The sequence below is a fragment of the Ruegeria sp. CE6 genome (genome assembly GCF_056537485.1).
This window is the reverse complement of the sequence record NZ_JBQFRR010000001.1, coordinates 223549-243795: the sequence shown is the minus strand read 5'-3', so window position 1 is coordinate 243795 and position 20247 is coordinate 223549. Positions and strand designations below refer to the sequence as shown.

Annotated in this window: 19 protein-coding genes; 14 read left to right on the top strand and 5 right to left on the bottom strand. The window is 57.5% G+C overall.

All coding sequences use genetic code 11. The features are described from left to right. Positions 1-13: 13 nt before the first annotated feature. A complete protein-coding gene (gene betA / locus ACR0DK_RS01140) occupies positions 14-1672 on the top strand; it encodes a choline dehydrogenase (RefSeq protein WP_170563896.1) in 1659 nt (552 codons plus the stop codon). Positions 1673-1805: 133 nt separating this feature from the next. Continuing rightward, positions 1806-2045 (top strand): HP1242/YdcH family protein, encoded by a 240-nt coding sequence (locus ACR0DK_RS01135; RefSeq protein WP_170392158.1) that lies wholly within the window; start codon positions 1806-1808, stop codon positions 2043-2045. A gap of 56 nt (positions 2046-2101) precedes the next feature. Here the strand turns inward: ACR0DK_RS01135 and ACR0DK_RS01130 are convergent, their stop codons facing one another. Then, positions 2102-3502 (bottom strand): helix-turn-helix transcriptional regulator, encoded by a 1401-nt coding sequence (locus ACR0DK_RS01130; RefSeq protein ID WP_170392156.1) that lies wholly within the window; start codon positions 3500-3502, stop codon positions 2102-2104. A gap of 64 nt (positions 3503-3566) precedes the next feature. Beyond that, entirely contained in the window at positions 3567-4772 is a 1206-nt protein-coding gene (locus ACR0DK_RS01125) for a multidrug effflux MFS transporter (RefSeq protein WP_170420747.1), read from the bottom strand. A 181-nt stretch (positions 4773-4953) separates the two neighbouring features. On the opposite strand from ACR0DK_RS01125, the gene ACR0DK_RS01120 reads away from it, so the two are divergent. The 3 genes from ACR0DK_RS01120 to ACR0DK_RS01110 all read left to right on the top strand — a co-directional run bounded on the left by ACR0DK_RS01120 (position 4954) and on the right by ACR0DK_RS01110 (position 7484). Then, positions 4954-6486: an acyl-CoA carboxylase subunit beta gene (locus tag ACR0DK_RS01120; protein WP_170563888.1), complete on the top strand. Its 1533-nt coding sequence runs from the start codon at positions 4954-4956 to the stop codon at positions 6484-6486. A 28-nt stretch (positions 6487-6514) separates the two neighbouring features. Continuing rightward, positions 6515-6994 (top strand): DUF6497 family protein, encoded by a 480-nt coding sequence (locus tag ACR0DK_RS01115; protein WP_480734586.1) that lies wholly within the window; start codon positions 6515-6517, stop codon positions 6992-6994. Between the two features lie 136 nt (positions 6995-7130). After that, entirely contained in the window at positions 7131-7484 is a 354-nt protein-coding gene (locus ACR0DK_RS01110) for a hypothetical protein (protein ID WP_170392151.1), read from the top strand. Positions 7485-7570: 86 nt separating this feature from the next. On the opposite strand, the gene ACR0DK_RS01105 is transcribed toward ACR0DK_RS01110, so the two are convergent. Continuing rightward, on the bottom strand, positions 7571-8722 hold the full coding sequence (locus ACR0DK_RS01105; protein WP_170401530.1) for a DcaP family trimeric outer membrane transporter: 1152 nt from the start codon (positions 8720-8722) through the stop codon (positions 7571-7573). 650 nt (positions 8723-9372) lie between these two features. Here ACR0DK_RS01105 and ACR0DK_RS01100 point away from each other — a divergent pair. Further along, positions 9373-9576 carry a hypothetical protein gene (locus ACR0DK_RS01100; protein ID WP_170392147.1) on the top strand — a complete coding sequence of 68 codons (204 nt, stop codon included), beginning with the start codon at positions 9373-9375 and terminating at the stop codon, positions 9574-9576. A gap of 117 nt (positions 9577-9693) precedes the next feature. Beyond that, entirely contained in the window at positions 9694-11739 is a 2046-nt protein-coding gene (locus tag ACR0DK_RS01095; RefSeq protein ID WP_170512365.1) for an acetyl-CoA carboxylase biotin carboxylase subunit, read from the top strand. A 76-nt stretch (positions 11740-11815) separates the two neighbouring features. Here the strand turns inward: ACR0DK_RS01095 and ACR0DK_RS01090 are convergent, their stop codons facing one another. After that, entirely contained in the window at positions 11816-12262 is a 447-nt protein-coding gene (locus ACR0DK_RS01090; protein ID WP_170392143.1) for a DUF4174 domain-containing protein, read from the bottom strand. Positions 12263-12432: 170 nt separating this feature from the next. Here ACR0DK_RS01090 and ACR0DK_RS01085 point away from each other — a divergent pair, with 170 nt between their 5' ends. The 7 genes from ACR0DK_RS01085 (at position 12433) to ACR0DK_RS01055 (ending at position 18699) form a co-directional block, all read left to right on the top strand. Continuing rightward, the gene (locus ACR0DK_RS01085) at positions 12433-13248 is read left to right on the top strand and encodes a hypothetical protein (protein WP_170594698.1); all 816 of its coding nucleotides are present in this window, start codon (positions 12433-12435) and stop codon (positions 13246-13248) included. Next, complete coding sequence (gene scpA, locus ACR0DK_RS01080) at positions 13245-15371, top strand: methylmalonyl-CoA mutase (RefSeq protein WP_480734585.1); 2127 nt, start codon at positions 13245-13247, stop codon at positions 15369-15371. Before ACR0DK_RS01085 ends, scpA begins: the two co-directional genes overlap by 4 nt. A 109-nt stretch (positions 15372-15480) precedes the next feature. After that, positions 15481-16083, top strand: a complete 603-nt coding sequence (locus ACR0DK_RS01075; RefSeq protein WP_480734584.1) for a VOC family protein — start codon at positions 15481-15483, stop codon at positions 16081-16083. Further along, on the top strand, positions 16080-16604 hold the full coding sequence (locus tag ACR0DK_RS01070; protein ID WP_480734583.1) for an N-acetyltransferase family protein: 525 nt from the start codon (positions 16080-16082) through the stop codon (positions 16602-16604). Before ACR0DK_RS01075 ends, ACR0DK_RS01070 begins: the two co-directional genes overlap by 4 nt. A gap of 9 nt (positions 16605-16613) precedes the next feature. Next, positions 16614-17294, top strand: a complete 681-nt coding sequence (locus ACR0DK_RS01065; RefSeq protein ID WP_170392133.1) for a molecular chaperone DjiA — start codon at positions 16614-16616, stop codon at positions 17292-17294. 3 nt (positions 17295-17297) lie between these two features. Further along, positions 17298-18290, top strand: coding sequence for an endonuclease/exonuclease/phosphatase family protein (locus tag ACR0DK_RS01060; RefSeq protein ID WP_480734582.1), 993 nt, complete (start codon positions 17298-17300; stop codon positions 18288-18290). A 37-nt stretch (positions 18291-18327) separates the two neighbouring features. Continuing rightward, positions 18328-18699, top strand: coding sequence for a hypothetical protein (locus tag ACR0DK_RS01055; protein WP_170512319.1), 372 nt, complete (start codon positions 18328-18330; stop codon positions 18697-18699). Here the strand turns inward: ACR0DK_RS01055 and ACR0DK_RS01050 are convergent, their stop codons facing one another. Then, complete coding sequence (locus ACR0DK_RS01050; RefSeq protein ID WP_170732939.1) at positions 18700-20244, bottom strand: Ppx/GppA family phosphatase; 1545 nt, start codon at positions 20242-20244, stop codon at positions 18700-18702. Positions 20245-20247: the final 3 nt, after the last annotated feature.

Here is a 20247-nt window from a genome sequence, read left to right as displayed (position 1 = left end):
CGGAGACACGAATATGGAAGCAGATTTTGTCATTGTTGGCGCCGGTTCTGCTGGTTGCGCGATGGCTTACCGTCTGAGTGAGGCCGGAGCCTCGGTTCTGGTGATCGAGCATGGCGGCACTGACGCTGGACCCTTCATCCAAATGCCTGCCGCCCTAAGCTATCCGATGAATATGTCGCGATATGACTGGGGCTACAAATCCGAGCCCGAACCGCATCTGAACAATCGTCAACTTGCTTGCCCCAGAGGCAAGGTGATCGGAGGGTCTTCTTCGATCAATGGCATGGTCTATGTGCGCGGTCACGCGCGAGATTTTGACACCTGGGCCGAGATGGGCGCAGATGGATGGTCTTACGCAGATGTGCTGCCGTACTACAAACGCATGGAAACCTGGCATGATGGTGGCCATGGCGGTGATCACACCTGGAGAGGCACGGATGGACCTCTGCACGTGTCGCGAGGGCCTCGTGAAAATCCGCTGTTTAAGGCGTTCGTCGATGCAGGTCAGCAGGCTGGATATGAGGTCACTGGCGACTACAACGGTGAGAAACAAGAAGGTTTTGGGCCGATGGAGCAGACCGTCTGGAAAGGACGGCGCTGGTCGGCGGCGAATGCGTACCTTAGGCCAGCGCTCAAGCGGCAAAACTGCGAAATCATCCGGGGTCTTGCGGCGCGCGTGATTATTGAATCCGGGCGCGCATCCGGGGTCGAATTGATACGGGGTGGCAAACGGGAAGTGATCACAGCGCGGCGCGAGGTTGTATTGGCGGCTTCGTCTATCAATTCGCCTAAGTTGCTGATGCTTTCGGGGGTTGGACCCGCGGCGCACCTGGCTGAGCACGGTATCAAAGTGGTCGCCGACCGCCCTGGCGTCGGCGCCAATCTGCAGGACCACCTAGAGCTTTATATTCAGCAGGCCTCGATCCAGCCGATCACGCTTTACAAGCATTGGAACCTGATCAGCAAAGGAATGATCGGAGCGCAATGGCTGTTTACCAAAACAGGCCTTGGCGCATCGAACCAGTTTGAAAGCGCCGCCTTTGTGCGTTCGAAACCGGGTGTGGAATATCCTGACATACAATATCATTTTCTGCCGATGGCGGTTCGCTATGATGGGCAGGCGGCAGCCGAAGGGCACGGATTCCAGGCGCATGTGGGGCCAATGCGGTCGCCCTCGCGCGGCGCTGTGACTCTGCGATCCGCCAAAGCCGAAGACGCGCCGGTGATCCGCTTCAACTACATGAGCCATGACGCGGATTGGGAAGACTTCAGAACCTGCATTCGCTTGACCCGAGAGATCTTTGGACAGCAGGCGTTCAAACCCTTTGCCGGTAAAGAGATCCAACCGGGGGCGGAGGTTCAGTCGGACGATGAGCTAGATGCCTTTATCGCCGAGCATGCCGAAAGCGCCTATCACCCTTGCGGGACTTGCCGCATGGGACGTGCGGATGACAAGGATGCCGTTGTCGACCCGCAGGGGCGTGTGATTGGGGTGGATGGATTGCGCGTCGCCGATAGCTCGATTTTCCCGCAAATCACCAATGGCAATCTGAACGCGCCGTCGATCATGGTGGGTGAAAAGATGTCGGACCATTTGCTGCAGAAAGACCCTCTGCCCAAAGCGAACGACCAGCCCTGGATAAGTCCGAGATGGGCAACGGCACAGCGCTGACACATCCAAAACCCACGGTGTGCATTTATCCTGAAAGCTGGATGATTGCGCTCGGAATTTGATCGGCGTCAAAGCGGAGTGCGACAGTCATGTTTAGCCTTGGGATGTAACGCTGAAACAAGGAGCCAACTGGATGTCTCATACCCCGCATGAACTGGCTGAAGAGTTCCCCGACAAGCTCGAAGTGATGAGCCAGCTCAAGCAAACGGATGCGCATTTTGCCCGACTTGCGGATGAGTATCATGAGGTCAACCGCACCGTGCATCGGGCTGAAACCAATGTTGAGCCGATGGAGGAATTGGCCGAGGTTGATTTGCGCAAGAAACGCGCGGCGCTCAAGGACGAGATCTGGGCGATCTTGTCAAAAAGCTAAGGATTAGGCGGGGGCTCTGCCCCCGGACTCGCAGGATATATATGGCCAGATGAAGATCAGGTGACCTCATAAGGCAGGGTGCCGCGGCTATGGGCGTCGATGGTCAGGCGGCGCTCTAACGGTGGGACTGATCTTTGGTGGCAGGTTTGGCGCTCGCATATGCGACATGATATGCCGATGGGCTCGTAAGCGCTCGCGTTGTTTATGTCGAGATTATCGGCGTAGACCAATGCTTCGGCATGACGAACCTCACATCCCAAGGCGATGGCGTAGCGGCGGACAGGAGCACCGAACGAGCCCCCGGATTTTGAAACATCACGAGCCAATGAGATATAGCGGACGCCATCCGGTGTCTCGGCTAGCTGTTGCAGGAAATGACCCGGGGTCTCGAATGCCCGGTGGACATTCCAGAGTGGGCAGGCGCCGCCGAAGCGGGCGAATTGAAGCCGCGTGGCTGAATGTCGTTTAGTGATTGTGCCCGCCTGATCCACGCGGACGAAGAAGAAGGGAATTCCTTTTGCACCGGGGCGCTGTAGCGTGGACAGGCGGTGCGCCACCTGTTCAATCGACGCCCCGAACCGGTTGCTGAGCAGCTCCAAATCGTGCCGATAGTCCTGCGCTGCGGATAGGAAAGCGCCGTAAGGCATCAGCGAAGCCCCGGCAAAATAGTTGGCGAGGCCAATTTTGGCGATGGCGCGGGCCTCATCGCTTTGGAAACGGGCGAAATCTAGCGTTGCTTCAAGCAGCTTATCCTGACTGATCAACGCCACCTGCAGCAATAGTTGGAAGACCTGCGTTTGTGGTGCGGCGCGCGAGGAAAGGCGCAGGGTTTTGTCACCAGCATTGTAGCTGCGTAAGGTTTCTGTGTCGGCGAAAGTGACGTGAATGCCGCGTTCTGACAGGCTGTTCAGGGCGACTTGCCGAATATCGCTGGTTTCATCGGCACGGCTGGCGAAGCGTTCGGCGGCGCGGTCAACGGCGTCAATATAATTGTCGCAGTAGTGAAAGAAATCGCGCACCTCTTCCCAAGGGCTGGCCTGAATACGGGCATCCTCGCGGCCCAATGCCTCGTCGAGCGAGGCGAGGCGTTCATGGGTCTGGCGATAGGCGCGGTGTAACTCGATGAACGCGCGTGCAAGCGCGGGCGCATTTGAAGCGGTGAGCCTGAGATCAGCCAGAGGGGGCGCCGTTTCGGCGAACACCGGATCGGCCAGTGCTTCGCGCATGTCCGAAACCAATCGTTCGCTATCCCCTGTGCTGAGTTCGGTCACATCCATACCAAACTCTTGCGCCAGTGCCAGGACAACGGTTGTCGAGATCGGCCGGTTGTTATTCTCCATCTGGTTCAAATAGGGCAGTGAAACGCCCAGTTTTGCGGCGAAATCCTTCTGCGTGAGGGTCAGGCGTGTGCGCATTTCGCGCAGCTTGGCGCCAGCGTATAGTTTCTGAGTGGCCATGGCGGTTCTTTGCAGCTTTACTGAATCTGCAGGCTAACTTTGCAAACCCTGTCGCGCAAGCCGTCTACAGACCCAATTGCCGTTCGCGCCAGATAACAACGCTGATCGCGCAGATTGCCAGTGCGGCGGTTGCCAGCATCAGCCAAAGCAGAGGCATCGCGCCTGTCTCATGCGTCAGCAATGCGCCTGCCAATGCGCTGAGTGCCGCGCCGCCGCCCAACATGATCGCACCGCTCAAACCAGAGGCTGTAGCCGCAAGATGCGGGCGGACCGAAAGCGATCCGGCGGTTGCATTTGGGATCGCCATGCCGTTGCCCAACCCGACGAAGGTCATCAGGCCGAAGAAGCTGAGAGCCGTTCCCAAATCCACTAGGAACAACAAAGCTGATAGGGCCACGCCAATTGCATTCAGCCAGCATCCCCAGCGCACCATTCGGTTGACGCCGAAGCGAACCGAGAATCGACCGCTGATGAAGTTACCGAAGAAATAGCCAATCGCAGGCGCACCAAAGTAGATGCCGACCTCGGCGGCTGTCATGCCGAACACTTCGGTCCCGATAAATGGTGCGCCCCCGAGATAGGCAAAGAACGCGCCTGAAGAGAAAGCTGAGGACAGGGAATAGCCCCAGAAGCGGGGCGATTTCAGCAGTTCAGGGTATTCGCGAAATTGCTGCATCAGTGTTTTGCCGCTTGCGGCTGCGGTTTCGCCAAAATCTTGGTAGGTCAGCACCAACGCTAGCGCCGCAAGGGCAAAGGGTAGCCAGAAATTGGCTTTCCAGCCAAAAGTTTCTTCGAGAAGCCCGCCGACAGCAGGGCCGATCATCGGGACGACCGCCATGCCCATGGTGACATATCCGAGCATTGAGGCAGCCTGGTCCTGTTCGTACATGTCCCGCACAGCCGCACGACTTAAGACAATACCAACGACAATGACGGCCTGAAACATTCTGAAGGCCAGAAAGGTTTCGACATTTGGGGCGTATATACACCCCAGCGTTGCCAGCAGAAAAAGGGCGAGTCCCCACAGCAGTACAGGCCGACGTCCGGCCTTATCGGCGATGGGTCCTATTAAGATTTGCAGTGCCGCGTTGACCAGAAGATAAAGCGCGATCGAAAGCTGCATCACCTTGTAATCAGTCTGAAAATACGTCGCCATAAAGGGAAGGCTGGGCAGATACAGATTCATGCTCAGCGCCGACAATCCTGACAACAAAACGAGTGTTGCAAGCGTGGGGGGCGTGCGGCTGACAGAGGGTGAACTGAACTGCATGGTTTACCTTTAGACCCTGATCGCGCGAAATGCCATCGGCAGTTTGGCTTGTTGTGTTAATTAACAAATTTGCAGTTATCTCAAATAGTGTTGCCAAATATTTGCAAATTTGCCGAAAACTTCTTTGGCCGCCGATCCCAACTCGTTATGGTCGCGCAAATTCTCTTGGGAGACTACCGACATGAAAGACATCCTTTCCGAGCTCGAAGGCCGTCGCAACAACGCGCGATTGGGTGGCGGGCAAAAACGCATCGACTCGCAACACGCCCGCGGAAAGCTGACGGCACGCGAACGGATCGAGTTGCTGGTAGACGAAGGCAGCTTTGAAGAGTTTGACATGTTTGTCAGCCATCGCTGCACTGATTTCGGGATGGAGAAACAAAAGCCTGCTGGTGATGGGGTGGTCACAGGCTGGGGTACGATCAATGGTCGAATGGTCTACGTCTTCAGCCAGGACTTCACCGTATTCGGCGGCTCGCTGTCAGAAACCCATGCGCAGAAGATTTGCAAGATCATGGACATGGCAGTTCAAAACGGAGCGCCGGTGATCGGGATCAACGACTCGGGCGGCGCGCGGATTCAGGAGGGCGTCGCTTCATTGGCCGGATATGCTGAGGTGTTCCAGCGTAATATCATGGCCTCAGGCGTCGTGCCACAGATTAGCGTGATAATGGGGCCGTGTGCAGGTGGTGCGGTTTACAGTCCTGCGATGACCGACTTCATATTCATGGTCAAAGACACCTCGTACATGTTCGTAACCGGCCCAGACGTTGTGAAGACCGTCACCAATGAGGTCGTGACGGCAGAGGAATTGGGCGGGGCTTCAACCCACACCAAAAAGTCTTCGGTCGCTGATGGTGCGTTTGAAAACGATGTGGAGGCCCTGGCCGAGGTGCGCCGTCTTGTCGACTTCCTTCCGCTCAACAATCGCGAGAAACCGCCAGTTCGTCCGTTTTTTGACAGCCCTGACAGGGTCGAGACATCGCTGGATACGCTGATCCCGGACAATCCGAACACGCCGTACGACATGAAGGAACTGATCACCAAAGTGGCGGATGAGGGTGATTTTTACGAGATTCAGGAAGACTACGCTAAGAACATCATCACCGGTTTTATCCGGCTTGAAGGGCAGACCGTGGGCGTCGTGGCCAACCAACCCATGGTATTGGCAGGATGTTTGGACATCGATAGTTCCCGAAAAGCGGCCCGGTTCGTGCGGTTCTGTGATTGCTTTGAAATCCCGATCCTGACGCTTGTTGATGTTCCGGGCTTTCTGCCGGGCACTTCGCAGGAGTATGGCGGCGTGATCAAGCACGGCGCGAAACTGCTATTTGCTTATGGCGAAGCGACCGTGCCAAAGGTCACCGTAATCACGCGTAAGGCCTACGGTGGCGCGTATGATGTTATGGCCTCCAAACACCTGCGCGGCGACTTCAACTATGCGTGGCCCACGGCTGAGATCGCGGTGATGGGCGCAAAGGGCGCGACCGAAATCATCCACCGCGCCGATCTGGGCGACGCCGACAAGATTGCGAAACACACTCAGGACTACGAGGACCGGTTCGCAAATCCCTTCGTCGCGGCCGAGCGCGGCTTTATCGACGAGGTGATCATGCCACAATCGACCCGCCGCCGTGTATCACGTGCATTTGCGAGCCTGCGCGGCAAGCAACTGAAGAACCCTTGGAAAAAGCACGACAATATCCCGCTGTAAATGCCCGCCGAGGAGGCCCGAGCCGTAAATGCCCCAATTGACCGGACATAAGACCGTGCAGGTTGCAACCACTCTGCACGCTCCCCCGGAGGAAGGAAGCCGCCGCTGGCGGATCCGGGGATGCGCCGGGGTTTTTACGTTGCTGGTCGGAGTAGGTTCGGCGCTGGCCTCAAACCTGCTGCCCGTGCCGTCGGGTCAACCGGTCGAGCTTAGCGATGTGCTTCTGGACACCAATCCGGGTGAGCTTTGGGTGCGGTTTCGGTTCATTGCACCCAAGATCGGATCGACTGCAGGTCGTATCACATATGATGTCGCCGTAGTCGACATGGAGCATTTGTGTGAAACACTGGCGGTGCCTTACGTGGCCCAGCACGAATTGCAGCCTGCCCGGATTGTGATTTCGTTTTCGGACAGACCGGTAGCGTTCGGCACCTCCGAACCTGACGCAACGCAGTTCTTCGAAGCCTACCGGCTGGATCAATCCCGGTGTATCTGGGAGGGGCTCTGACCATGAACCAACAATGTCACGGTCTCAGAGTGTCCCGATACAGTGATGCAGCTCTGGAGGTTCGCATGATCACTTCAATCCCGCAGGCATGTCCGATGGCCTGCCATATCTGGAACTTGTCCGTTGAGGTTTCGCAATGCTGAAACATCGCGGTTTCCCCGGACGTTTGCCCGGAACAGACTTCCAGTTCACCATTCGGCGGGCCAATCCCAAGGGCGTTACGCCGCTGACCCAGCGAGAACGCTTTCGCGATCGCAAACCCGCCGACAAGCGCGCAGATGTCGCGTTTATCGAGGCGTTATGGGCGCATTTTGGTGATCAGCCCTTTGAGCGAGGCAATCTGGACGCGGGCCGTCTAAGTTGGCTGTTCGGGCGTGAGGTTGTCGCCGCCGAAGACCCGTTTGATCCTGCAAGCTACGATGCTCTGCTGGTGATCAATCTGGACGCCGCGCGCCAATCTTTCCCTGACGTGTTCGACGGAGTGCGCTGATTGTGACCGGGGCTGCCGCACATAACACTCAGATGATCAGTGACACTGGAACCCTGCCCGCTGATGGGCAGGGTAGGCTGTTTTCATCAGAAGTTGAGTTGCGCGGCCAACTGGACACGATTGCCGTCGAATGTGTCGCCGGAAATTGTGTCGTTCCGCTCTCCATAGATGTATTCGGCGCTGAGCGTCAGGTTGTCTGTCGCCTTGTAAAAGGCATTGACGTGGATCGTCTCAAGCTCGGTGAACGACAAAGTACCGGTCGAGGTAGGCAGGTCGTAGTCTTCCTTGCCATAGGCGATGCCGACGTTCCATTTGGAACTCAGGTCCTGACGGAATTCGATGGTGTAGCCATCAACATCGTTGGCCTGACCCCCGACGACTGCGTCGCCCAAGCCGATCAGGTAGGGGCCAAGTGCCTCGCCGTTGACATAGTTGACCTGGAACAACCCACCTTCCCACGGTCGGATCGAGCCCGACAAAGAGAAACCGGTCTGATCGACCTCGACGTCGCCGGATTGCGCCTTGCCGTAGAGCGCCGAGGCACGAGCGATGTATTTGCCATCGTTGTATTCGACCGAACCAGTCAGCACAGGATCATCCGAATCCGAGCCGCCGACGTTTTCTTCAACGGAAACGGCGAAGGTGGTATTCGATCCGATATTGTTGGTGTAGCGCACCTGCGGTACGCGCGCGAAAGCGATCCCGACCGGCCCGTTAAATTCCACCGAGGTCGGGTAGGTGTCCAGAGGTTGGAAATTGGTCCAGTATTGTCCGATCAGCCATTGTTCCCCAATTCGGATATTGGCATGACGAATTCGGAATTCGGCGGTTCCGTCCGAGCCGAAGGCATCGACTTCGATCTGGCCCTGAATGTCACCGATTCCCGAAGGCGTGCTGGTGCGCAGCCCGATACGAGACTGACGGACTGTGGCGCCAAACGTTCCATCCGTCTCGGCCGAGGGTTCACCAATCACGTTTACGAATGCGGTGTCGCCCTGATCGTATTCGAAGTCATAGAAGAAGTCGGCTTTGACATAACCGTAGACGTCCAGAGTGGTGTTGCCGATCTGCAGATCCCCAGTGCCAGACCCGGGATTGGAGGATTCCAGCGCTTCGACCCGGGCGCGCAGTGCAGCCAATTCAGCCTGAGTTTGTGCATCTTGCGCCAAGGCTTGCATACCGGTCACGGAAAGCGCGCTGGCAGCAAGCAGGCTGGCGGTTTTACCCTTTGTTATCATATGGATAGTTCCTTGTGTGCGAGTGTGCAGGGGCACCGTTCCACGCAACTGAATTCTTGGGAAATCACCAAGTTGAGAGAAGATGCTCTCAATTTTTCAAGCAAAAGTGTCGGTAGACATGTGACGTTTCACGCTGCGGTGAAACCGGAATCTAAGTTACTGTCACCGGAAGGATTTTTGCGTGAGTTTGTAGTGATGTTGCGTGAGGTGCCTCGCGCACTGCCTCGCTACAAGTCTTCGATTTGTAACAGGAACGTGACGGATTTCAGACGTAGTCGTCGCTGTCCGGGCGATTACGACGTCGGCGCAAATCTGCGTGGTGCCGCGCTGGATGGGCAGGTTTCAGCCGGAATCTCAGATGGAAACAATAACTGGTTGGCGGCCAGAATTGTGCTGTGCACAGTGATTGAGCCGTGCGGCTCTACTTTGCCTGCGTCGCACAAGCACCTACTATTCCGTACCCCTTCCTTCCGCGGGCAGGCTTGTGTTCCCCACAGAGTTCTGTCCGCGGTTTTCTTTTTGTCAGGTTTGGACAAAAAGCGGCAAAAACCTGCGCAATTCGCAAGATTGTGGTCCGTGTTATTGCATAACAAGGCGCGAAATCGGCATCTGCTCTCAAAGACTGCAAAAAATCTAGAAGGGCAGAAACCATGCGAATCAAACGAATTTCCCTTGCGTTGGCAACCTGCGCGGGTTTGGCGGCCTGCGGTGGCTCGACCGGCGAACAGGCGATCCTTGGCGGCGGTGCGGGGGCTCTGGGGGCAGCGGTCCTCAGTGCAGATCCGCTGCTTGGGGCGGCAGTCGGGGCTGCGGGCAACGTGCTTTACTGCAAGACCCAGAACAACTGTAACTAAAGCTGAATTTAACGGGGCTGGAAAAGTCCCGTCCGTCATTGCGCATCACGCCGTCGTGGGGTCAACGCCCCGCGGCGGCGTTTTGCGTTTCCAGAACATCAAGCCAAAGGACGTTCCATGTTCAACAAGATCCTGATCGCAAACCGGGGCGAGATTGCCTGCCGGGTCATCAAGACCGCCCGCAAGATGGGCATTGGCACGGTTGCCATCTATTCAGATGCTGACAAGAACGCCCTGCATGTTTCAATGGCGGATGAGGCCGTGCATATCGGCCCGCCGCCCGCCAACCAGTCATACATCGTCATCGACAAGGTGATGGATGCCATCCGTAAAAGCGGCGCGCAGGCGGTCCACCCCGGTTATGGCTTTCTGTCCGAGAACTCCAAATTCGCCGAGGCGCTGGATGCCGAAGGCGTCGCCTTTGTCGGCCCCCCGGTCGGTGCGATCGAAAGCATGGGGGACAAGATCACCTCGAAGAAGATCGCGCAGGAGGCCGGGGTTTCGACGGTGCCCGGTTACATGGGCCTGATCGAAGACGCCGATGAGGCGGTGAAGATTTCGAACGACATTGGCTATCCGGTGATGATCAAGGCCAGCGCTGGCGGCGGTGGCAAGGGCATGCGGATTGCGTGGAATGACGAAGAGGCGCGGGAAGGTTTCCAGTCATCCAAGAACGAGGCCGCGAACTCCTTCGGCGACGACCGGATTTTCATCGAGAAATTTGTGACTCAGCCGCGCCATATCGAGATTCAGGTGCTCTGTGACAGTCACGGCAATGGCATCTATCTCGGGGAACGCGAATGCTCGATCCAGCGCCGGAACCAGAAAGTTGTGGAAGAGGCGCCATCGCCGTTCCTTGACCCTGAAACCCGCAAGGCGATGGGCGAACAGGCGGTCGCGTTGGCCAAGGCTGTGAACTATGCCAGCGCCGGTACGGTGGAATTCATCGTGGATGGCGAAAAGAACTTCTACTTCCTCGAAATGAACACCCGCCTGCAGGTGGAACACCCGGTGACCGAACTGATCACTGGTGTCGATCTTGTCGAACAGATGATCCGTGTGGCCGCTGGTGAAAAACTGTCGATCACGCAGGATGACGTCACCCTGACAGGCTGGGCGATTGAAAACCGTCTTTATGCAGAGGACCCGTATCGTGGCTTCTTGCCCTCGATTGGCCGCCTTACCCGTTATCGCCCGCCGCAGGAGGTCGCAGCCGGCCCGCTGCTTGTGAATGACAAATGGCAAGGTGATGCGCCTAAAGGGGATAGCGCTGTGCGTAACGATACCGGCGTCTATGAGGGCGGCGAGATCAGCATGTATTACGACCCGATGATCGCCAAGCTGTGTACTTGGGCACCGACCCGCGAACAGGCGATTGAAGCCATGCGCGTGGCGCTGGACAGTTTCGAAGTCGAAGGCATCGGTCACAACTTGCCATTCCTGTCAGCGGTCATGGATCACCCGAAATTTGTAAGTGGTGACATGACGACCGCTTTCATCGCCGAGGAGTATCCGGACGGGTTCGAAGGCGTCGACCTTCCCGAAGAGGATTTGCGCCGTATCGCAGCCTCGTGCGCTGCCATGCACCGGGTTGCCGAAATCCGTCGCACCCGCGTATCGGGCCGGATGGACAACCATGAACGGAAGGTCGGCAAACGTTGGAATGTCGCTCTGCAAGGGCAGGATTTCAGCGTCAAGGTTAAGGCTGACAAACAGGGCGCGACTGTCAAATTCAAAGACGGGTCAGCTCTGCGTGTGTCCTCTGACTGGACGCCGGGTGACCAACTTGCGGTGTTGGACGTGGATGGCAGCCCGTTGGTCTTGAAGGTTGGAAAGATATCGGGCGGGTTCCGTATCCGAAACCGAGGGGCTGACCTCAAGGTACATGTGCGCACCCCGCGTCAGGCCGAACTGGCCCGCCTGATGCCCGAGAAGCTGCCGCCTGATACATCGAAAATGCTGCTCTGCCCAATGCCGGGCTTGATCGTGAAGATTGATGTGGAAGTAGGTCAGGAGGTGCAGGAAGGTCAGGCACTTTGTACCGTTGAGGCGATGAAGATGGAGAACATCCTGCGCGCTGAGAAAAAAGGCGTTGTCTCCAAGATCAACGCGGGCCCCGGCGACAGTCTGGCCGTTGATGATGTGATCATCGAGTTCGAGTGATGATGCGGACACCTGCGACATATCTCTCAAGGTTCCCAGCGGCTTCCGCCGGGATATTGAGGCATGTCGCAGGTGCTCAGCCGCCCTCACGTCGTTCGCGGATTTCGCGTTCGCGCAAAGGCGTCTTGTCAATGGATCGGCCAATCTCACGCACGCTCCATGGGCTGGGTTTGCGCAGTTTGACGACACCATCCTTGTCAACAAACACCATCTGGAAACCACGCGGTCGCAGTTTTGATCGGATCGATGATCGCGCCGCCGGATCAGTATCGGTCAAGACAATCACGTCGCGATCCCGCATTGCGTCCTCGCCTTCGAGCAACATGTCAATCTGTTGCTGGAATCTTGGGTCTGCCGGGGTATCGGCAAAAACGACGATCGGGCGATGCGTCCAGAGAAAATCGCTTAGATCGCTGTCAGCTACTGGACGAACAAAGCTGTCATCCGCAGGGGCAGTCGCGTCGGCGGCCAAGGCGGCCAACGGGAATAGTGCCGAGAAAACAAAGGCAAGCGTGCGTGTCATGAGGCCTCCTGTTGTGATGAATATAGCCTCTGCTGGGGCGAATGCGACTGACGAAATGCGTGTGATCACCAAAAATTTGCTTCGTGGACGCCGCACCCACCCATGCGTATTTATCAATTTGCCTACAAAACGCGCCGTTCCCGCGGCCTTCGCGTTGGGAGAGTAGGCCGATGGAAGTGATCCTGCATTGTGGCGCGCATCGGTGTGCAAGCACCAGTTTCCAGAACTATCTAAGCCGGAACGTGCAGGTCCTTGCAGATCAAGGTCTGGCGTATTGGGGGCCGGAGCGAACACGCTCCAATGGCCTCAACAGCTTGAACAAATTGACGCCTGAGGTCTGTGATGGATTACGCCGCGAGTTGGACGTATGTCAGCAAGACGGCGCGACGCAACTGTTGGTCAGCCAAGAGAATTTCGTGGGCTCAATGGAGCGCAATATTGCCTTTGCCTCGCTCTATCCAGGTATGCAGGAACGTGGGCAGCTTTTGGCAAGGGCATTTGATGGAAGAGTCACCAAAATTGCTTTGAATATCCGCGCGTTGGATATGTATTGGTCTTCCGTGGCCGCCTATAAGTTCAAACGTGGCAGCGCCCCAATAGAGCCCACAAAGTGGACCCGCATCGCGCAAAGCAAGCGGAGCTGGCGAGACGTCATCACCGATATTAGCCACGCCTTCCCGGGCGTCCCATTACTCGTTTTGCCGTTTGAGGAATTTGCGGGTCATCAACAGGCGCAGCTTCAGGCGCTGACGGGTCGCACCGCGCCCGAATTCAGCGATGGCCTTGCGTTGAATGCTGCGCCCAAACCCACGCCCCATGGTCTGACCGCTGAACAGGCGATGCAGCTTTGGGCTGATTATGCCGATGATCTGGAATGGCTTGCCTCGGGCGCCGATGGGAGGGCTGAACTGATCTGCCGGACAGATAGCAATGCACGCGGGGTCGCCCCCGCCGAAACCAGAATTGAACAGAGGAAATCGACATGACCGACACCAACGACTGGCAGGTGCTGGCTGAAAAAGAGCTGCGCGGCCGACCTTTGGGCGATCTGACCAAAGAGACGCTGGAAGGCATCGAAGTCAAACCGCTTTACACTCAGGAAGACACGGCTGATCTGCCGCATATGGGCTCGCTTCCGGGCTTCGGTCCGTTTACGCGCGGCGTAAAGGCGACGATGTATGCAGGGCGCCCTTGGACGATCCGTCAATATGCAGGCTTCTCGACGGCTGAAGAATCGAATGCATTTTACCGCCGCAATCTGGCGGCCGGCCAGCAAGGTGTCTCGGTCGCCTTCGATCTGGCGACTCACCGGGGTTATGACAGTGACCATCCCCGTGTGGTGGGCGATGTCGGCAAAGCCGGTGTGGCCATCGACAGCGTTGAGGATATGAAAATCCTGTTCGACGGTATCCCGCTGGACAAGGTTTCAGTCTCAATGACGATGAACGGGGCAGTGATCCCGGTTCTGGCCAGCTTCATCGTTGCAGGTGAAGAGCAGGGGCATGACAAGGCCGTGCTCTCGGGCACCATTCAGAACGACATTCTGAAAGAGTTTATGGTGCGTAACACCTATATCTACCCGCCCGAGCCTTCGATGAAGATCATCTCGGACATCATCGATTACACTTCGAATGAGATGCCCAAGTTCAACTCGATCTCGATCTCGGGCTATCACATGCAAGAGGCCGGGGCGAACCTGGTGCAGGAACTGGCTTATACGCTGGCCGACGGGCGCGAATATGTGCGCGCCGCGACGGAATCAGGCATGGACGTGGATCAGTTCGCGGGTCGTCTGTCGTTCTTCTTTGCCATCGGCATGAATTTCTTCATGGAGATCGCGAAACTGCGCGCCGCGCGCACCCTTTGGCATCGGGTAATGACCGAGTTCGGGGCGAAATCCGAACGGTCGAAAATGCTACGAACTCATTGCCAGACCTCGGGCGTGTCGCTGCAGGAACAGGACCCCTATAACAACGTGGTCCGCACCGCCTATGAGGCCATGAGCGCGGTTCTGGGCGGCACACAGTCACTGCATACCAACGCACTGGACGAGGCGATCGCGCTGCCAACCGATTTCTCGGCACGTATCGCGCGAAACACGCAGCTGGTGTTGCAAGAGGAAACCGGCGTGACCGATGTGGTCGATCCGCTGGCGGGCTCTTACTACGTCGAAAGCCTGACCAACGAGCTGGTCGAAAAAGCCTGGGCTCTAATGGAAGAGGTCGAGGAAATGGGCGGTATGACCAAGGCCGTTGCTAGTGGCATGCCCAAGCTGCGGATCGAGGAAAGCGCTGCGCGCCGTCAGGCCATGATCGACCGGGGTGAAGAGGTCATCGTTGGTGTCAACAAGTATCGCAAAGAGCAAGAAGACCCGATCGATATTCTGGACGTCGATAACGTGGCCGTGCGTGAAGCTCAGGTCGCGCGGCTGGAGCGTATCCGTGCAACGCGCGACGAGGCGGATTGCCAACAGGCGCTGGACGCCCTGACAACAACCGCCCGCGAGGGAGGCAACCTGCTGGCCGCCGCCGTCGAGGCCGCCCGAGCCCGCGCATCCGTAGGAGAGATCAGCATGGCAATGGAGAAAGAGTTCGGTCGTCACCGTGCCGAAGTGAAGACCCTGGCCGGTGTTTACGGTGCGGCCTACGAGGGTGACGAAGGTTTTGCCGCGATTCAGAATTCCATAGAAGAATTCGCCAAGGCCGAGGGGCGTCGCCCGCGTCTGCTGGTGGTCAAGATGGGGCAGGACGGCCACGATCGAGGGGCTAAGGTGATTGCCACTGCCTTTGCCGATATCGGGTTTGATGTGGATGTCGGCCCTCTGTTCCAGACGCCTGCAGAAGCCGCACAGGACGCGGTGGACAATGATGTGCATGTGATCGGGATCTCTTCGCAGGCTGCGGGGCATAAGACATTGGCGCCTCAGTTGGTTGAGGAACTGAAAAAGGCAGGGGCTGAAGACATCATAGTCATCTGCGGTGGGGTCATTCCGCAACAGGATTACCAGTTCCTTTACGATCACGGTGTGAAGGCGATCTTTGGTCCGGGAACGAATATCCCTGACGCGGCAAAAGACATCTTGCGTTTGATCGGCGAAGCCAAAACCTGACGCCGGCGCCAAGATTTTTCGTACGAAAAATCTTGTGATTTCGCCCCTTTGCGGAAAACATGCGACCAGACCCAAATGGTCTGGTCGTTTGTCATCAGGAGGCGTCTTCATGTTACTGGATCATCTGGCTGTTGCGGGCGAAACGCTTGAAGAAGCTTCTGACCATATCGAACAGGCGCTGGGCGTGCGGCTTCAGGACGGCGGCAAGCACGAAAAATTCGGAACGTATAATCGACTTCTGGGCTTGCGGGATGGGCTCTATCTGGAGGCGATTGCGATCGACCCCGAAGCCTCCAAACCGCAAAGGACGCGCTGGTTCGATCTGGACCGGTTCACCGGATCACCCCGCCTGACCAACTGGATTTGCCGGGTTCCGGATATCGAAGCGTCACTGACCGTTTTCCCCGACGGCGTCGGACAACCTATCGATCTGAACCGAGGCGCGCTGCGCTGGCGTATGGCAGTCCCCCCAAATGGACGTCTGCCATTTGACAACCTCTTTCCGGCGCTTATCGAGTGGAAGGGTGATCTGCATCCGGCGCAAATGCTTCAGGACAGTGGCTGCCGGTTACGCCGCCTTATAGTGTGCCATCCGGATGCAATCGACTTAGCCAAAGGTCTGGGGGCGTTGGAGCATGTCGCGTTTGACAGCGGCCCGGCTGCTTTGCGCGCTGAAATCGATACCCCGCACGGGCTACGCGTGCTGGAATGAACATCCGGCAGGCCAGAGCCCAGGATGCATCCGCGATTGCGGCGATAGCAAACGTGATTATCCGTGATACGCTGGTCACTTTCACCACCGATGAACGCAGCGTTGAAAGCGTGGTGGCAGAGATCGAAAGCAGAGGTCCCGCCTTCTTGGTCGCCGAGCGCAGTGGTGCCGTCGAGGGGTTTGCGACCTATGGCACCTTCCGCTCGGGACCGGGATATGCGCAGTGCCGCGAACATTCGATACAGTTGGCACCCGAAGCCAGAGGCCAGAATGTTGGCCGTTCGTTGATGGAGGCTCTTGAAGCCATCGCGCGGGAGGATAACGTGCATGTCTTGGTGGCGGGCATTTCATCGGCCAACCCCGCAGCCATCGCCTTCCATAAGGCAATTGGCTTCAAGCAGGTGGGACGCATGCCTGAAGTGGGGTTCAAATGGGGGCAGCGGCTGGATCTTGTCCTGATGCAGAAAATACTCGGCCCGCAGTCATCTGTCGCACCTGACAGTCGTGACAAGGCACGCTAGGGTGCGCCCATGTCGATCTGGTCCAGAATAGCCGACGCGCTGAACGCGCTTGCCCAGGGCGAAAGCCTGACTGCGGTGTTTGAGAAACTGCGCACGCCGCCAGAACGTTCGGTGGCCTTTGCGATTGCTGTCGTGGCGCTTGGCGCCAAGATGGCCAAGGCCGACGGTCAGGTGACGCGGGATGAGGTGACGGCTTTCCGTGAAGTGTTCCAGATCGCGCCCGAAGATGAAGACGGGGCGGCCAAGGTCTTTGACATGGCACGGACAGACGTTGCTGGATATCAGGACTATGCCCGCCGGATTGCCCGCATGTTCGCCGAAGATAGCACCACCCTGTGCGATTTGATGGAAGGGCTGTTTCACATTGCCATGGCGGACGGGTTCTACCATCCGAACGAAAACGAGTTTTTGGAAGAAGTCAGCCGCATTTTCGGCCAGACCGACGCTCAGTTCATGGCCCTGCGCGCGCGTTTCGTACCGGATGCGCCGAAAGACCCCTATACGGTTCTGGGCGTTCCCCGCGACGCTCCTCTGACCGAAATTCGCAAGGTTTGGCGGCAACTGGTGCGAGAAACTCACCCCGATGCGATGCTGGCACGCGGCGTTCCGGAAGAGGCGGTGCGGCTGGCCGAGAAAAAGATGATTGACATCAACCGCGCCTGGGATGAAATCAATGGCGCTCGGGTCTGATCCGTGCGGTTGGCGACCTACAATATCGAATGGTTCGCCAACCTGTTTGATCGCAAAGACAGCCTGATTGTCGATGGCAGCTGGTCAGGGCGTCACGATGTGACCAAGGCCCGGCAGGTTGAGGCGATCGCAAAGGTGCTGACGGCGATCGATGCCGATGCGATGCTGATCGTCGAAGCCCCCAACACAGGCAAGTCTCAGAATACCGTCCGTGCCTTGCAGCGATTTGCCGAGGCGTTCGGTCTGCGTACAAGCCATGCAATCATGGGATTTCCCAATGATACACATCAGGAATTGGCCCTGCTTTATGATCCCGAAATTCTTACAGCCAAACACGACGCAAGGGAGGCTGAGAACGCGCCGCGTTTCGATGCCGAGTTCCGGATCGACCTGGATGTGGATGCGACCGAGGATCTTGTTCGGTTTTCAAAGCCTCCGATGGAATTGGCGATCCAAACAACCTCAGGGCAGGAGTTTCGACTGATCGGGGCGCATCTGAAGTCCAAAGCGCCCCATGGCGCTGCATCGCGGGATGAGATGATACGAATTTCGATTGCCAATCGCCGTAAGCAGTTGGCGCAGGCGGTATGGCTGGGTCGACGGGTCCGACATCATTTGACGGAGCAAGAGCCGGTGATTTTGCTGGGCGATCTCAATGACGGACCCGGGCTGGACGAGTTCGAACACCTCTTCGGTCGATCGTCGGTCGAGATATTGTTGCAGGCGGGGCTCTATGATCCTCATGCAGCAAGGGCATTGGAACTGCGCCCCGGTTCCGTTCCGGCAACTGCACGATTTGCGCGGCCTAATGAGGGACGGTATCTTGAGGCGTTGTTGGACTACATCATGATTAGCGAGGATTTGCGCACCCACCACCCGAACTGGCGCATCTGGCATCCGTTTCGCGATGCCGCCTGCTGGGGCAACCCCGAGCTGAGGGATGCCTTGCTAACCGCATCCGACCACTTCCCGGTGACGTTGGATATCGACCTCTGACCTTTCAACACTCGGCACGCTCGCTTATATTCAAGCTATGCTACGTCTCATGCTGATCAGCGCTATTTGTACTGCCTTGGCCCTGCCTGCCCAAGCACAGGACGATTCGGGTAAGTCGCTGATGGAGCGGGGTGCCGAGTTGTTTCTGGAAGGCTTGCGGCAAGAGATGGAGCCCACGATCGAAGACCTGCGTGGATTTGCGGACCAATTTGGTCCGGCTTTGCAGTCTTTCATGCGGGAAATGGGTCCGGCGCTGGCTGAGTTGGCTGCTCAGGTGCAGGATTGGAGCGCGTATGAATCGCCCGAGATGTTACCAAACGGCGACATTATCATCCGCAAGAAGCCCAAAGATCAGCCCGAAGAAGTTGTGCCGGAAGAAGAGACTTCTAACGGTTATACCGATATCTGATTATCCGCGAATGATCACTTTGGGTTCTGATTTCAGCGCGCCGGCCAACGAGTTAAAACGGGCCTCGGCGACTTCGTTGAACAATGCGCCTGCCGATTTGGGCAGACGCAGTTCGAGCTTTTGTTTTTTGGGATAGTAACGCATCTTGCCCATGGCTGCGTCGTGCTGCATCCAAAGCATCGCTCCGAACCGTAGTGCTTTGCCTAGGATTTCGGCCTGTTCTTGGCCGCGTTCTTCGAGCAGTTCGTAAAGCTCGGTAAAGCGGCTCCCTTCACGTTTGTTGCGATATCGGTGTTGCAAAGCGAGCCCGATAAAGATCCGCTCGGAATGTTTGATCCCGCTCATGTTGGCGCGGGTGACATATTCGAAACAGGCCTCGGCCCGGTAATCTGGATGCGCACGCCAACTAACGTCGTGCAGCAGACAAGCTGCCTTGATCAGGCGCAGCATCGGTTCCGGCGCCGAACGGAACAAGGGCATGACAAAATCGAACAGGTGTTTGCCGAAACCGGGCAAGCGCGCGTCTTTCGCTTCGGCAAACCGGCAGGCTTCGATCAAAGGATCCCGGTCGCGCAGGCGTTGCGGCATCTGTTCATACAGCAATCCTTCGCGGATGCCGTAGCTTGAAATCGCGATGTCCTTTGGTTTGAACGTGCGGATCAGGCGTGAAAGCACATCCATTGCATAGGGGATCAATGCCATACGCGATCCCGACACACCGGCCAATGCGCGCAATTCATCAGGATCATTCTGTTCGATGAACTTGATGGTCTCGCGTACCTGACTTTGTGTCATGCGGTATTCGTGCAGCACGTTCAGCGGATAGCCTCGGCGCAACATGTCCAGACGTGCGAAGGCGCGCCAACTGCCGCCGACCAGAAACAGCCGATCACGTTGAGGGCCCATCCGGTCGCGCATCTCTTCCAGCGTCTTCTTGATATGCTCCTTACGCGCCCGGCGACCGCCTTTGATATCGCGCAGCTTGAGCGGCCCCAGGGGCGAAGTCATGCGACGTCCGACCTTGCCGCCTCCGATCTCAGCGAGTTCGACGGACGAGCCACCGATGTCGCAGATCAGCCCATAAGCTCCGGGCCAACCCAGCAGCACGCCCTGAGCTGAGAGCCGTGCTTCTTCCTCGCCATCGACAACGTTGATGATCAGGCCGGTTTCGGCTTTTGCCTGCGCGCAGAAATCCGGTCCATCGCTGGCCTCGCGCACCGCAGCGGTGGCGACCGCGTGCAGGGCGGGCAGGCCGAGGTCTCTGGCAAGATGCTGAAACCTGTGCAAGGCAGCCAGCGCCCGTTTGCGACCTTCAGGGTTCAGTCGGCCGGTCTCTGACAGGCCGGCGCCCAGTTCGCACATCACCTTTTCATTGTAGAAATAGGCCGGTGAGCGCGCCGCGCCGTCAAAAATCACCATCCGGACCGAGTTCGATCCGATATCGACAACCCCGACCCGGGAAAGTGCACGGGCGCCCGGATCTTCGAACAGCGGCCTTCCGAACAGCCCGTGATCCGGGAAATCAGTCTCGGCAATCTTGGTCATGGT